This is a genomic window from Actomonas spartinae, assembly GCF_051209155.1.
Lineage (GTDB): Bacteria > Verrucomicrobiota > Verrucomicrobiia > Opitutales > Opitutaceae > Actomonas.
Genome location: NZ_JBPJGB010000001.1, coordinates 46,546 through 60,582, shown reverse-complemented (window position 1 = coordinate 60,582; position 14,037 = coordinate 46,546). Strand labels below are relative to the sequence as shown.

Below are 14,037 nucleotides of genomic sequence, written 5' to 3'. Positions count from 1 at the left end.
CAGCTGCGGCGGATCCTCGCCAGTCCGCGCGCGGGTGCCAGCTCGAATTCCGCCGCCCGCTACTCCTTCACCAAGGTCACCACGCACTCGAGGTGGCGGGTTTGGGGAAAGAGGTCGAAGGGCTGCACGGCGGTAAGGCGGTAGCCGGCCTCCTTGAAGTGGACCAGGTCGCGCATCTGGGTCGCCGGGTCGCAGCTCACGTAGACCACGGCGCGGGGGCCGTATTCGAAAAGCTGTGACAGGAAGCTCTCGTCGCAACCTTTGCGCGGCGGGTCGATCAGCACCACGGTGTCGGCGGGTGGCAGGTCGGTGTCGAGCCCGGCAAAGATCGCGGCGGCGTCGCCGGCCTGAAAGGTGGCGTTGCTGATGCCGTTGGCGGCCGCGTTCTCGGTGGCGAACCGGGCGCTGGTCTCGCTGATCTCCACCCCGCGAACCTGCTCGAAGGCGGACGCGCAGCTCAGCGCGAAGAGCCCGCTGCCGCAGTAGGCGTCGACCATGAAGCGGGCACCGGTGGCGGCGGCTTGTTCGCGGGCGTAGCCGGTGAAGGCGGGCAGGATGAAGGGGTTGTTCTGAAAGAAGTCGCGGGCGAGGAAGTGCAACTTCAGGTCGCCGACCTGCTCGTGGATGACCGCATCGTAGTCGGTGATGACACCCTCGGTCGCATGGCGCAGGAGGAGGGTGGCGCCTTTCTTGAAGTCAGCGGCGGCAAGACGGGCGTGCACGTCGGCGCGGACCTCGGTGAGCTTGGCGTTGATCGCGTCGGTGGCGATGAGGCACTCGGGCACATCGATGATGGCGTTGCGGGTGCCCTGGCGAAGGAAGCCAATGGGTTGCGCGGTCGGGTCGTCGCCGTCGCGGGGTAGGTTGAAGTGCGGGGTGATTTTTGAGCGGTAGCCGAACTGCTGGGGGGAGCCGATCACGTCGTTTACCGGGTGTTTGAGTCCAGCCATGTGCTCGAGCAACTCCTCGACCTGCTGGCGCTTCCAGACCAGCTGAGCCTCGTAGTTAAGATGCTGATACTGGCAGCCTCCGCATTGTCCAAAGAGCGGGCAGCGCGGTTCGACGCGATCGGAGGATGGCGTGAGGACCTCGATGAGGTCGGCTTCGGAGAAGTTCTTCTGGTTGCGAAACACGCGAGCACGCACGCGCTCACCGGGCAGGCTGAAAGGCACCATGACGACCCAGCTGGTGGAGTCGGCATCGGGTTCGCCGGGGGGCAGCTGGATGCGACCCAGGCCAACGCCCCGATTGGTAAGCGTCGTGATCTCGAGCTCGATCTCGGTGTGATAGGGAAACGGGAAATCCCGGAGTTTCTGATGCTTTCTTTTGCCCACGAAACACACGAAAAGACACGAAACCTCGGAAATGCAGTGTTTTCTTTCGTGTGCTTTCGTGTGTTTCGTGGGCACCTCAACCCATGGAGCCCGAGGTCATCACCAGTTTGCAGAATCCGCGCGTGAAAAAGCTTGTGAAGCTGCGCGACCGGCGTCCGCGGGATCAGGCGGGGCAGTTCCTGGTCGAGGGTTACCGGCAGATTCGGCGAGCTTTGGACAAGGGATTCGCGCCGGCCGAGCTGTATATTTCTCCGGAATGGTATCCGGGCGAACAGGGCAACGAGGCGTCGCTCATTGCCGATGCCCAGGCGGCGGGTGCCCGGGTGTTTCAGCTGAACAAGGCGGCCTTTGCGAAGGTGGCCTATCGGGAGCGGCCGGATGGTTTGCTCGCGGTGTTACCACAATGGAAGCACGGGTTGGACGACCTGCCGCTTTCCCCCACCCCGTTTTTGTTGGTGGTTGAGGCGATCGAAAAGCCGGGCAACCTCGGCACGATCCTGCGCAGCGCCGATGCGGCGGGCGTGGACGGGCTGATCGTGTGCGATCCGGTCACGGATTTGTTCAACCCCAACGTGGTGCGGGCGTCGACCGGCGTGCTGTTTTCGGTGCCGGTGGCGATTGCCGAGAGCGACGCGGTCCGGACGTGGCTGCGCGCAAAGGGTATCCGCAGTGTGGCGACAACGCCGTCGGCGACCCAGTTGCACACCGACGCGGATCTGACGGGACCGATGGCGATCGTAATGGGCAGCGAGCAATACGGTCTGAGCGACGATTGGCTGCGCGAGGCGGATGACCGCGTGCGTATCCCGATGGCGGGTCAGGCGGATTCGCTGAATGTCGCGATGGCGACGATCATCACGCTCTTCGAAGCGGTGCGGCAGCGCGGGTGAGGCTGGGTTGGTTTTCCAACCGCGAAGGGCGCGAAGAGACGCGAAGGCCGATGCAGGGGGCTGAGAGGCACGCGCGGTTCGTCACCGAGGCCACAGAGATGGCACCGCGGACTCGGAGGAGGCCCGACCGGTTTTTGAGGTTTCCCGGGTTGTAGCCGGCCTCGCTGCGGCCGGACCGGGGTCAGCGACCCCGGCTACAGTGGATTGCGCTTAAGGTGCGCGATGAGGTCGGTCGTGCCCTCGGCCATGGTAACGGTGGGTTGGTAACCGAGATCGCGTTTGGCGGCGCTGAGGTCGAACCAGTGGTCCTTGGCTAATTCCGCCGCGATGAAGCGGGTCATGGGTGGTTCGCCTTTGAGCGACAGGATGCGCCAAAGCCCCTCGCAGACCGCGCCGATGCGCGAGGCGGCGGCCAGGGAGATGCGCTTGGTCAGCGGCGGTTCGCCGAGGCCGGTGAGCAGCTCGTTGATCCAGTTCCACAGGTTCACTGGTTCATCGTTGGTGATGAAATAGGCACGACCGGCGGATGGTGGAACATCGGCATGAAGATTCTCAAAATCCTCATGGTCAGTGGCTTTGGAAATTTTGTCACTTAGCAAGTGACAAGTGGTGGCCAAGGCGGTTTCGGCGGCGAGGTGGGCGGCGGTGGCGTTGGTGATGTGGACCATGTCGACGCGGTTTTGGCCGTCGCCGACGATGCGCAGGCGGCCGGCGCGGGCGCGGGCGAGGATGCGCGGGACGAGGTGGGGGTCGCCGATGCCCCAGATGAGATGCGGGCGCAGGGCGGTGGTCAGAAAACCGGGGCGATTGGCGGCGAGCACGGCCTTTTCCGCGATGGCTTTGGTGAGCGGATACGGACTCGGGCAGGCGGTCGTGAGCGGTAATGATTCGTCGGCGCCGGCGAGGTCTTGGCCGTTGTAGACCACACTCGGCGTGCTGGTGTGGATGAACCGTTCGACTCCGGCTGCCTGGGCGGCGGCGAGCAGGGTTTCGGTGGCGATCACGTTGTCGCGGTGGAAGTCCTCGTAGCGGCCCCAGACGCCAACGCGGGCGGCAACGTGGAAAACCGTGCTGACGCCCTCGACGGCGGCGGCGCAGGTTGCCGGATCGTGCAGGTGGCCCGTGATGACGCGGATGCCGCGGGCGGCGAGTTCGGGGCGTGGCGAGCGGGAGACGACCGTGACTTGGCGGCCGGCAGCTAGGAGTTGGTCGACGAGGTGGGAGCCGAGGAAGCCGGTGCCGCCGGTGACGAGGACGGGTCCGTCGGGTTGGACAGGAGTCGTCATTTTTTAGGGTCGACCTCGAGGCCGGTGGCCTCGGTTTGGGCCCACTTGGCGAGGGTGAGGCGGTGGATCTTGGCGTTGTGGCGGACGTCGACCGGGAATCTTTCGTGGAAATAGAAGGTCGTGATGCGGCCGGCGTGCGGGTGTTGGCGGGCGAGTTCGCGCAGCTCGCGGGCGAGGGTGCGGCAGGCGGCGGTGTTGCCCATGATATCGCGGTCGCGGGGCTCGACGACGAGGGCGGCGCGCTGGGACGGGCGTTGCCCGAGTCCGATGAGAGCCGTGCGGCGCACGCCGGGATGGCTGTTGAAGATGGGTTCAACGAGTTCGGTGTAGAGCGGGCCGTTGTTGGTTTCGACGCGTTCGGCGGCGCGGCCGCAGAGCCAAAGGCGGCCGACTTCGTCGAAGTAGCCGCAGTCACCCATCCTATGCCAGGCCGGCGCTGTCGCGCCGGAAATCCCAACGTTGGAAATCCCAGATCCCAACGGTGACTGGTTGGGATTTGGGGTTTGGTCGGTTGGGATTTTGGCGAGTGCCGTGGCTTCGGGCAGGGCGTCGTAGACCTGGGTGGTGGTCGGGCCGCGGACGATGATTTCGCCGACGCCGTGGGTGGGGGCTTCCTGGATGTCGGCGATGGAGCGGATCGGACCGTCGACGAGGGCGACGACTTTGACCTCGTTGGGCGGGATGATGTGGCCGACGCAGGTGCCGGCGCCGCGCAGGGTTTCGGCGGCGGTTTCGGCGATGACGGTGGTGGCGTTGATGGCGCTGACGGGCAGGACCTCGGTGGCTCCGTAGGGGCTGTGCAACTCGCCGTTGGGCAGGAGCGGCCGCATGAGTTCCCAAAGCTCGGGTGGCACGGGCGCGCCGGCGGAGAGCACGCGCTTCATGGTGGGCAACACGATGCGCTGGCGGTGGCAATGGCGGGCGATCTTGCGCCAGAGCGTGGGCGAACCGAAGGAGTTGGTGACCTGCTCTTGGGTGATGGCTTGGACAATCTTCGCGGGGTCGACCTCGGCGGGGCGGCTGGGGTCGATCTCCGGCACGATGGTGGTCATGCCGAGCGCCGGGTTGAAGAGGGCGAAGATCGGCAACATGGGCAGGTCGACCTCTTCACGGCGGATTTGGAAGGCGTGTTTGATGAGCTCGACCTGGGCGCTGAACATGCCGTGGGTGTAGCAGACGCCCTTGGGCGCGCCGGTGGAGCCAGAGGTGAAAAGGATGGCGGCGAGCTCGTCGTTGGTCGTGGCGGCGACGGCGAGCTTCGCGCGTTCGGCGGTCTTGTTGAGCCGGGCGGTGGTGGATCCACTGGCCCCGATGCGGATTTTGACCGTTTTGAAGGCGCGGCGGAAAACGTAGCTGAGGGCGCGGGCGAGCGGGATGCCGAGGAGGACCTTGGGCTGGGAGCGTTTGACGCAGTTGAGGAAACTCTCGCGGCCCATGCCGGGGTCGATGACGACCGGCACGGCGCCGTGGGCGAAGAGGGCGAAGATGCTGGAAATGAGCGGCAGGCCTTGGCGGACCATGACGAGGACGCGGTCGCCGCGCTGCACGCCGGCTTTGCGGAAACGGGCCTGCCAGGCGGCGGCTTCGGCCTCGAGTTCGGCGAAACCGAGGGCGAGGTAGTCAATGGCGCCCTCGGCGGTGCGGCCACGCGGGACTTTGAGGGCCGGACGATGCGGCTCCTCGGACGCCATCCGGGGGAGGTGGCGGGCGATGTTGGCGGAGTCGACGGCTGGGGACGGCGGCGGCACGGTGACCGACAGCAAATGCGTTGCGTGTCGGGCGTAAAGCCCGACCCACCGCAAAGATGCGAATGCTCGCGAGTTTGGCCTTTTGTTTACGAGGCGTCGCGGCCCGCGATGAAGGCGGGAAATTCGCGAATGATACCCGCCTGCCACGGCTGGAGCAGCTCGTCGAGTTCGTCGGGACTGCGGGCGATCTGAGCCAACTGGGAGCGGTTGGCGATGAGGGTCGGATCGAGGTTGAGCTTGGTGGCGGCCTTGTCGCGGTCGGCTTTGAGGCGGTCCTGGAAACCGAGCTCCTTGGGCGTGAGCGGGCGATGGTCGCGGTTGCGCTGGCGGCGCGGCAGGTCGGCGGGGTCGGTTTCGAAGCCGCGATGCACGGCGGCGGTGAGCGACTTGATGAGGCGGCTGTGGCGCCGGCCGAGGTTGATGGAGGCGATGACCGCGGCCTCCGCATCACCGTGTTCGGCGTGTTCGGCCATGGTGATGAGGAGCTTGTTGTTGCAGACCTTGAAGGGGGGCGTGTCGAGGCGCTCGGCCTGGGCTTCGCGCCAGTGCCAGACGGCGTGGAGGACGGCGAGGCCGCGGCCGCGGAGTTTTTCGGATTTGCCGATGCGCCAGGCGTTTTCGTCGCCGTTGGGGAAGCCGGATTGGGCGGCTTCGATCTGGCGGCGGCATTGTTGGTCGAGCCAGTCCATGCGACCGAGTTTGCGGAGTTCCTTGGTGAGGAGGTCGCGGAGTTCGGGCAGGTGCCAGACGTCGAGGGAAGCGTAATCGAGGAGCTTCTGGGTGAGCGGGCGGCGCGACCAGTTGGCCTTCTGGGACTCCTTGGACATGATGAGGCCGAAGTAGTCCTCCATGAGCGCGGCGAGGCCGACGCGTTGGCGGTTGAGGAGCTGGGCGGCGAGCATGGTGTCGAACATGCTCTTGCACTCGAAGCCGTTGAGGTCGTGCAGCAGGCGCAGATCGTAGTCGCTGCCGTGCATGATGAGGTGCTTGGTGGCGAGCTTGTCGTAAAGGGCGTCGAATTTGAGCGGCGCGAGAGCGTCGACGAGGTAGACCTTGCCGTCGACCAGGAACTGCAGGAGGCAGATCTTGGTGCGGTAGCAGTTCATGTTGTCCGCCTCGGTATCGAGCGCGAGCTCGTCGACCCGGTCCATGGCGTCGAGCAGGGGCTGGAGCTGACCAGGTTGGTCGATGAGGTCGTAGGCGGGCGCGGTGGGCTTCATTTTGACGCCGAAAAACTGGCGGGCGGGGCGCGGAAGGAAACGTTTGATCATGCGCGGGCGTCCTCCCCAGCCCAGGCGGTCAGAAAGGCGTCGACGAGCAGAGGCAGGTCTTCGCTGTAACCGCCCTCGAGCACGGCGGCCGCCGGAAGATCGGCGGCGCGCAACCAGGTGCCCAAGGTGGCAAAGTCGGAGGTTCTTAGAGTCATGTTGGTGATCGGGTCGCCCTCGTAGGCGTCGAATCCGGCAGAGACGAGCACAAGGTCCGGGTCGAAGGCAATCACGGCGTCGAGCGAGGCGCGGAGGGCCTCGAGATGCGCGGGCGGGGGCGCCAAAGGAGGTATCGGCCAGTTTTGGCAGTTGCTGAAGCTCGTGAGGCCGGTGCCGGGGTAGCAGGGCGACTGATGGACGGACGTGAACAGGAAACCTTCGCGGTCGGCCAGCAGGGCTTCGGTGCCATTGCCGTGGTGGGCGTCAAAATCCCAGACGGCGACGCGCTTGAGCCCGAGGTTCTGGCGGGCGTGTTCGGCGGCGATGGCGATGTGATTGAGGTAACAAAAGCCCATGGCTTGGTCGGCCGTGGCGTGGTGGCCAGGTGGGCGCATGAGGGCGATGGCGGGGCCGCGACCGGCGACGGCGGCGTCGGTGGCCGCGAGGGCGGCGCCGGTGGCGCGATAGGCGTGGGCGGCGATGTCGGGAAAATATGGTGTGTCGGGATCAAAGTCCTCGCTGACGTTGAGGCGGGCGAGGTGGCCCGGGGTGTGGCAGAGCCCGGCGTCGGTTGGGGTGGCCGCAGGGGATTCGATCCAGGTCCAATCCGGGTGGGCGTTGCGCAGATGGGGCACGGTGCGGGCGAGGCGCGCGGGACGTTCGGGGCGGTCGGCGGTGCCGTAGGCGGTGCAACGGGCGTCGTGGAAGAGGAGCATGGTCGATGGGGGCGATGGCGGGCGCGTTCCGTTCGGCGGGGAGAAAGATAAAGAGAAAGAACAAAGAGAAAGATTGGGCAATGCGGAGGCGGAGGCATTTTAGGGCCGATGAAGGTGGTCGTTTTATGTTCCGGTGGGATGGATTCGGTGGCGGCGCTGTATTGGGCGCGGGAACAGCACGAGGTGGTGGCGGTGTTGAGCTTCGACTACGGCGCGAAGCACAACGCGCGGGAGATCCCGTTCGCGGCGGAGCACGCAGCAGCGATGGGGGTGCGGCACGAGGTGGTGGCGCTGCCGTTTGTGGACCGCTTGTTTGATTCGGCGTTGCTGCAGTCGGGCGGGGAGATCCCCGAAGGGCACTACGAGGACGCCAACATGAAACAGACGGTGGTGCCTTTTCGTAATGCGATCATGCTGAGCATCGCGGCAGGGGTGGCGGAGAGCGCGGGGGCGGACGGTGTGGTGATCGCGGCACATGGTGGCGACCACGCGATCTACCCGGATTGTCGCGAAGGGTTCATGCGGGCCATGGGCGAGGCGATGAAGCTCGGCACCTACGCGGAGGTGGCCTTGTTGCGGCCGTTCATCGCGATGGACAAAGGCCAGATCGCGGCCGAGGGGGCTCGGTTGGGGGTGGACTTTGGGCGCACCTGGTCGTGCTACAAAGGCGGCGCGATGCATTGCGGCAAATGCGGGACCTGTGTGGAGCGGATCGAGGCGTTTGCGCGGGCCGGTTTGGCCGATCCCACGGTTTACGATGCTGGAGTTTAGCGAGATCGTTTGGTGGGCGCACGCGGTGGCGACCTGGATGATGACCGGTATCATTTGGCTGGTGCAGGTCGTCGTGTATCCCGGTTTTGCGCGCGTGCCGGAAGAGGCGTTTGTGGCGTGGCATCGGGACTATACACGGCGCATGGGCTGGGTGGTGGGGCCGTTGATGCTGGCGGAGCTGGTCGGCGCGATCCTTTGGGTGGCGATTTGGCCCGAAATGGCGGTGGGGTGGGTTTGTTTGGGCGCGGTCGGCGCGCTCTGGGGCATCACAGCGATCGTGCAGGTGCCGCAGCACCGTCGACTGGCAACGGGGCGGGATGAGGCGCTGATTCGCCGTTTGGTGGGCGGCAACTGGTCGCGCACGGTGCTGTGGAGCATGCGCGCCGTGCTGGTGGCGGTGGTTGCGGGCCAGTCATAGGCTTTTTTCAAAGAGGCGATTGTCGCGGCGTGGTGAATGCTTCTAGCGTCCGCACCGCTTATGAGCTTTGCCAAACGCCCGCCTTCGCCCGAGGAACACCGTCAAGCCATTGCCCTGCGCCTGGGGTTGTTGGGATGCCCCACCGGACCGGGGGACGGGGCGGGATCTCTGACGGCGCTGGCGGATCCGATCTTTTCGCGGCACCGCGAGATGACCCGGCAGATGGTGGAGCGTTACGCGCCGGTCGACGGGCGCATTCAGCATTTCATCAACCAATACCTCGCCGAGCTCGGCCCGGCGCCCACCCTGCCCCTGCGCACCTTTGTGCTCGATCAACCAGGCCTGGCGCGCGAGCTGTCGCTGCCGGATCGGGGCGATGCGACCCAGTCGCCACTGCTGTCGAGCTATCGGCTGCGCAACGGCGTGCTGCACAATCCGGCCAGTGACCGCCGCACCACCAAGGGCGTGTTTCATATCGCCGAAGGCGGTTTGCCGGTGCCGGAGGACAAGAAGGCGGTGCCGAAGCAGGCCTATGCCAAACTGCTCGAGCTCGCCTGGCAGGCGCCGGACGAGTTGATGCGTCTCCCCTACTCCGCCGACTGGGCCGAACCCGCCTCGGCGTGGGTGACCCTCATGCTGCGACCGCTGGTCGTGCCGGAGGTCAAGGGCTTCACCAAGGCCAAACGCATGGAGACGCGTTTCTTCGTGCCGGGCTCGCTGGTGGCCAACCTGGATTTTGTGGAGTCGATCTTCGGCAACGGCGGCGACCCCTACCTGCCCGAGAACGACGCGGCGCTCGATATCGACGGGTGGACCGGTCACACCGGCTGCGTCATCCTCGCCCCACATTTGGTCAAGGTGCCGAAGGTCCTGCTGGGCCTGCCGCACTGGGATCTCGCCACGCCGCGTCAACGCCGCGACGGCATGTGCTGGAAGGACGAGAACGAGCTCTACAACGACGGCTCGGCCTTCAAGGTCTGCGCCCGCGACGCCCGCGGAGTCGTGGTCACGATCATCGCCGACAACTACTTCGGTTACTGCAAGAAGGAGGTGAAGACGCAGATCGGCTACGCGGCCAATCTCTACGGTTTCGCCGAAGAGGAGCACGCCGGCGGCGCCTTGGTTTACCCGTCCTACGATCTGGGTGAGGAGTTCGCCGGCAGCGTGCACGTGCAGTCGCGCGGTCACTCTTTCGCCGCCGTGGTCGAAGCCTACGGCGACCTCATCGACGTAAAGCCCGAGGGCTACGCGGTCGACAAGGAGTATCCAACGATTTACTACGTGCCGGAGGATGTGCGCTTCGACCTGCCGACGCAAAAGGTCGAATGGACCGCCGAGGACGGCAGCGTGCGCACCCTGCCCTTGCGGGCCGGCATCACCTACGTGCGTCCGTCGGGCTACAAGGTCGAACTGGAGCAACCGCCCGGCCACAGCTCGTGGAACCTTGTCGGCACGGTCGCCGAAGGGACCCTGTGCCACAAGCCCTGCACCGTGTCGGGCGGCGGCAAGTCCGAGATCTCCAAGGCGATTTCCGATGCCATTCTGCCGGGTCCGGTGTTTGTGGCCGACTTCGAGCGCGACATGAAGCGGGTGCAGGAGTTGCTCGACCACCCTTATCACGAGCGTTTCGCCGACCCGGAAAAGCGCGGCAAGGACACGCGTCCGATCCTGAGCAACGAGCGTTCGCTCGGCTCGGTCATCAAACTGCTCACGCCCTCCAGCGAATACTCCGAGGAGTTCAACGACTGGCTGCGGGTCATTCCGCAATACCTCAAGGAAATCGTCTTCGTGGTGAAGCGGCACTACCAGAGCGACTGGGGCGACGATTGGCGCAGCCACTTCTCGGTCGACATCATCAACGGCACGCCCGGCAACGAGTTGAAGTGCGACAACCGCAAGCTCACCGCGAGCTATCTGCGCGTCGGCTTCCGCGACGACGGTTCGTGGCGTGTCTTCGGCCTGCGCGAGGATTTCCACCCGGCGGCGAAGGTGCAGATGGAGGACGACATCACGGCGTCGGTCGTGGTGCCGGCCGATCGCCTGCCGGATCGCGCCGCGGGCAGCGACCGGCCGTCGGAGAAGTTTGTGGAGAACTGCGAGACGCGCCTCTTCCAGCGGCCCGACGACGCGATCCATCGCGGCTACGACAAACAGACCGAGCGCGACCTGGCCGGCCCGGGCAACTTCATCTCCAACTTCGAACCGCTCACGCGGGACGACGCCAAGGAACTGGTCGCCGACGCCGTTGGGTTCGACAAGTGGACGCAACCGGTGAAGGCGCTCATCAGTCAGGCCGCCGCTTCGCCGGATGGTGCCTCGTTTTTCGTGTCGCCGGCGCACCCGCGCATCGTGGACGGCAAGCCGACCAAGAATCCGCGCTATCTGCAGATGCGGCCCGATCTCGCCAACCCGAAGTCGGCCCACCTCGCGCGCATGGCCACGCGGTTGCATCGGCGTCTCGCGGCCGACGCGCCGGTTTACACCCCGGTCGACGCGGTGGTCCCGGGCCGGCGTAACAATCCACCGGATACAAAGGCCGGCGTGCCGGCCTTGGCGGTGTTCAACCCGATCCATTACCTCGAGCTGCCGGAGTTGTTCCTGGAAGTCATCAGTTCGATGACGGGCAAGTCGCCCTCGACCACCGGCGCCGGTTCGGAAGGCGCGCTGACCAAGGGGCCGTTCAACTGCCTGCCGGCGATCTACGATCTCAATGCGGCGCTGGTGTCGCTGCTGCTCACCGGCCACCCGACCTTCGTGTCGGCGGCGGGTTACGTGGGTCCGAAAATGCGGGTCGACCACGACGTGAGTCTGCTGATTCCCGAGGTCTGGTGCCGCATGAAGCACAACGAACGCGACCCGAAGTTCCTGATCGAAAACGGCTACCTCGAGAAGTGCGAAGACCTGGAGCACAACGGCGACAAGGTGTTCTCCAGCCGACTCGGTTACCGCATCACGGCGAAGTTTGCCCGCACCTTCTTCGGGCGCGTGTTCAACCATCCACATGTGGTCTTCACCGATGAGATGCTGCAGCCGGAGTTGCAGGACATGGACCTCTTTGCCGAAGGCATGGACGTGATGTGCGTGACGCATCAGCGCGTGGCCCAGGCCTATTTCGACGACGGCACGATCAGTGAAGCGTGTCCGCCGCTCGAGGCCTTGCTGCACATCATGGCCAAGGGCAATTGGAACGGCCACGGTCTCGATGCGCCGGAGGTGCGCGAGATGTTCAGCCGTGAGGCCTTGCTCGCGAGCGATTGGTATCAGGCGCGACTCGTGGCCAAGCAGGGCTGGGACGTCGGCCTGTGGGCACGGCACATCGAATCGCTCAAACTGGTCATCGACCATCCGGCGAGTGCGGACGTCGCGCAACGCATGGGCCTGACCGCGCGCCTGTGCGAGGCCGAGGCGGAGTTGGCCAAAGTGAAGAGCGCGGACTACCTGGCCTCGTTGGTCGGCACACTCGGGCGGCAGCCGGTGTAGGGGTCGGCCTAGGCCTCGTCCTGTTTCTTCTTCTTGGCTTGGTCGACGAAGATGCGGATTTCCGCATCGCGTCGGCCGAGCACGGTGGTGGCGCGTTTGAGGGCGTCGCGAGTGGAGAGCGTGGGATTGCTGGGCACCTCGCGGAAGTAGTTCTCCTCACCGAGTTTTTCGATGAAGCCGGCATTGCGCAGCACGCGGGTCACCTCGCGGCCGGCGCCGGAGACGATGAGCTGGCGCTTCGATTTTTTGAGGAAGTCGTGCAGCTCCTCAATGGCCACGGCGGCGGAGGCGTCGAGATTGCGGGCGTTCTTGAGGCGCAGGATGATGATCTTGAGCGACGGGTCGCGGATGACCTCGCGGATCTGTTGGGAGAAGATCTCGGTGGAGCCGAAGAACAGGTCGCCCTCGGCGTGCAGGATGGAGATGCCGGGCACGTTGCGCCGCTCGGGGGTGGGCATTTCGGCGAGGTGACCCTCCTGGTTGAAGTTGTATTCCACCAGCTCGGGTTGGCCGGCCTTCTTGAGGAAGAGCAACACGGAGGTGAAGGCGCCGAGGAAGATGGCGGAGTCGATGGTGAGCAGCAGCGCGGCGATGAGCGTGACGAGAAAGACGATCGTGTCGGAGGTGGTCGTGCGGAGCGCGAAGAGCAGGTTGCGGCGATTGATGAGCGAACTGGCGATGGCCATGACGAGCACGGCGAGCGCGGCGGTCGGCACGTAGCGGATGAAGGGGCCGACTGAGAAGGCCAGGGCGAGCACGATGAGGCCGGCGATGATGTGGGCCAGCGGGGAGCGCGCGCCGGAGTTTTCGCTGAGCACGGAGCGGGTGAGTGACCCCGAGGCATTCATGCTGCCGAAGAGGGAGTTGGCGACGTTGGCCATGCCGAGGGCATACATCTCCTGGTTCACCTGGAGGCGTTGGCCGGAGCGCGACGCGAGGGTTTTGCCGACGGCGGAGGCTTCGAGGATGGAGATGAACGCGAGCGCGAGGGCGGGCGCGGCAAGGTTGCCCATGAGGTCGAAGTTGAAGGTGCCGGGCAGGAGGCGCACCTCGGTGAGGCTGAAGCCCTGCAAGGTGTCGAGTTCCCAGCCCAGTTCCTTGAAGCCGATCGCAGCGCCGGCGGCGGCGACCAAAGCCACGACGATGTTGGGCAACTGTGGAGCCCAGCGGCGCAGGGCGAGGTAGAGCGCAAGGGTGCCGCCGGCGATAAGCAGCTCCGGCCACTGCGTCAGGTGGAGGTTGCGCAAGGTGCCGGAGAGGGTGCCGAGAAAGGTGGAGGCGCCACCGATGTGGAAGCCCAGCACGTTGGGCACCTGATTGACAAAGATGAGCAAGGCGGCGGCGGTGATGTAACCGGTCACGACCGTGCGCGAGATGTAGTTGATCAGCAATGACGCGCGGACGATGGCGCCGATCACAAGGAACACGCCGACCATCAGCACGAAGAGCGGCAGCGCCAGCACGCGTTGCTCGGGGGCGAGGCCGCTGGTGGCGAGGCCGCTGAGCAGGAGGATGGCAGTCGCGTTGGAGGGACCGACCGCGATGAAGCGAGAGCCGCTGAAGAGCGGGCCGACGATGGAGCCGACCGCGTTGCTCAGCAGACCGGCGATGGGCGGCACGCCGGCGATGAGGGAGAAGGCCACACTTTGCGGCAGGCCGAGCAGGGCGACATTGAGGCCGGCCTTGGCATCGGCGGTGAGCGTCGAACGGGGCGGCTTGCGGAAGAGTCGACGACCGGGGAACCAATCGATTTGCACGGCGCGCAGAGCACCGCGGGCCCAATAGCGCAGGATACGTCCCCAGTGGCGGCGGTGCGGGCGAGGAGAATCGTCCTCCCGACCTGGGTCGGGGGGCGCGGCGGGTTCCGGTTGGGACGACGGCTCGCTCACGGGATTGGGCAAGACGCTGGAGACAAAGACGGTGCCACGTCAACTGATGGGGACGAGGAACCCAAGGTGGCACGACGC

The 14,037-nt window shown here is 65.7% G+C and carries 10 protein-coding genes; 4 read left to right on the top strand and 6 right to left on the bottom strand.

The window, feature by feature from the left end:
• Positions 1-59: 59 nt before the first annotated feature.
• Positions 60-1,334, bottom strand: a complete 1,275-nt coding sequence (locus tag AC0MRV_RS00245; RefSeq protein WP_472762397.1) for a class I SAM-dependent RNA methyltransferase — start codon at positions 1,332-1,334, stop codon at positions 60-62.
• Between the two features lie 83 nt (positions 1,335-1,417).
• On the opposite strand from AC0MRV_RS00245, the gene AC0MRV_RS00240 reads away from it, so the two are divergent.
• Positions 1,418-2,224 carry a TrmH family RNA methyltransferase gene (locus AC0MRV_RS00240; RefSeq protein WP_472762396.1) on the top strand — a complete coding sequence of 269 codons (807 nt, stop codon included), beginning with the start codon at positions 1,418-1,420 and terminating at the stop codon, positions 2,222-2,224.
• Positions 2,225-2,418: 194 nt separating this feature from the next.
• On the opposite strand, the gene AC0MRV_RS00235 is transcribed toward AC0MRV_RS00240, so the two are convergent.
• The 4 genes from AC0MRV_RS00235 to AC0MRV_RS00220 all read right to left on the bottom strand — a co-directional run bounded on the left by AC0MRV_RS00235 (position 2,419) and on the right by AC0MRV_RS00220 (position 7,401).
• Positions 2,419-3,510 carry an NAD-dependent epimerase/dehydratase family protein gene (locus tag AC0MRV_RS00235; protein ID WP_472762395.1) on the bottom strand — a complete coding sequence of 364 codons (1,092 nt, stop codon included), beginning with the start codon at positions 3,508-3,510 and terminating at the stop codon, positions 2,419-2,421.
• On the bottom strand, positions 3,507-5,258 hold the full coding sequence (locus AC0MRV_RS00230) for a fatty acid CoA ligase family protein (protein WP_472762394.1): 1,752 nt from the start codon (positions 5,256-5,258) through the stop codon (positions 3,507-3,509). The genes AC0MRV_RS00235 and AC0MRV_RS00230 overlap by 4 nt, the downstream gene beginning before the upstream one ends.
• Before the next feature lie 86 nt (positions 5,259-5,344).
• Entirely contained in the window at positions 5,345-6,529 is a 1,185-nt protein-coding gene (locus AC0MRV_RS00225) for a ribonuclease D (RefSeq protein ID WP_472762393.1), read from the bottom strand.
• Positions 6,526-7,401, bottom strand: a complete 876-nt coding sequence (locus AC0MRV_RS00220; RefSeq protein ID WP_472762392.1) for a histone deacetylase family protein — start codon at positions 7,399-7,401, stop codon at positions 6,526-6,528. The genes AC0MRV_RS00225 and AC0MRV_RS00220 overlap by 4 nt, the downstream gene beginning before the upstream one ends.
• A 108-nt stretch (positions 7,402-7,509) precedes the next feature.
• Here AC0MRV_RS00220 and queC point away from each other — a divergent pair, with 108 nt between their 5' ends.
• From queC to AC0MRV_RS00205, 3 genes are read left to right on the top strand one after another with little or no spacing between them, the layout of a single operon-like run.
• The gene (queC, locus tag AC0MRV_RS00215) at positions 7,510-8,172 is read left to right on the top strand and encodes a 7-cyano-7-deazaguanine synthase QueC (protein WP_472762391.1); all 663 of its coding nucleotides are present in this window, start codon (positions 7,510-7,512) and stop codon (positions 8,170-8,172) included.
• Positions 8,159-8,590 (top strand): hypothetical protein, encoded by a 432-nt coding sequence (locus AC0MRV_RS00210; RefSeq protein ID WP_472762390.1) that lies wholly within the window; start codon positions 8,159-8,161, stop codon positions 8,588-8,590. The genes queC and AC0MRV_RS00210 overlap by 14 nt, the downstream gene beginning before the upstream one ends.
• Positions 8,591-8,650: 60 nt before the next feature.
• Positions 8,651-12,070 carry a PPi-type phosphoenolpyruvate carboxykinase family protein gene (locus tag AC0MRV_RS00205; RefSeq protein WP_472762389.1) on the top strand — a complete coding sequence of 1,140 codons (3,420 nt, stop codon included), beginning with the start codon at positions 8,651-8,653 and terminating at the stop codon, positions 12,068-12,070.
• Positions 12,071-12,078: 8 nt separating this feature from the next.
• On the opposite strand, the gene AC0MRV_RS00200 is transcribed toward AC0MRV_RS00205, so the two are convergent.
• Positions 12,079-13,959, bottom strand: coding sequence for a SulP family inorganic anion transporter (locus tag AC0MRV_RS00200; RefSeq protein ID WP_472762388.1), 1,881 nt, complete (start codon positions 13,957-13,959; stop codon positions 12,079-12,081).
• Between the last annotated feature and the right edge of the window lie 78 nt (positions 13,960-14,037).

Excerpts from the sequence above, each read along its gene's own strand:
- AC0MRV_RS00240 (WP_472762396.1), top strand. The coding sequence starts at position 1,418 with ATGGAGCCCGAGGTCATCACCAGTTTGCAGAATCCGCGCGTGAAAAAG.
- AC0MRV_RS00235 (WP_472762395.1), bottom strand. The coding sequence starts at position 3,510 with ATGACGACTCCTGTCCAACCCGACGGACCCGTCCTCGTCACCGGCGGC.
- AC0MRV_RS00225 (WP_472762393.1), bottom strand. The coding sequence starts at position 6,529 with ATGATCAAACGTTTCCTTCCGCGCCCCGCCCGCCAGTTTTTCGGCGTC.
- AC0MRV_RS00220 (WP_472762392.1), bottom strand. The coding sequence starts at position 7,401 with ATGCTCCTCTTCCACGACGCCCGTTGCACCGCCTACGGCACCGCCGAC.
- queC (WP_472762391.1), top strand. The coding sequence starts at position 7,510 with ATGAAGGTGGTCGTTTTATGTTCCGGTGGGATGGATTCGGTGGCGGCG.
- AC0MRV_RS00210 (WP_472762390.1), top strand. The coding sequence starts at position 8,159 with ATGCTGGAGTTTAGCGAGATCGTTTGGTGGGCGCACGCGGTGGCGACC.
- AC0MRV_RS00205 (WP_472762389.1), top strand. The coding sequence starts at position 8,651 with ATGAGCTTTGCCAAACGCCCGCCTTCGCCCGAGGAACACCGTCAAGCC.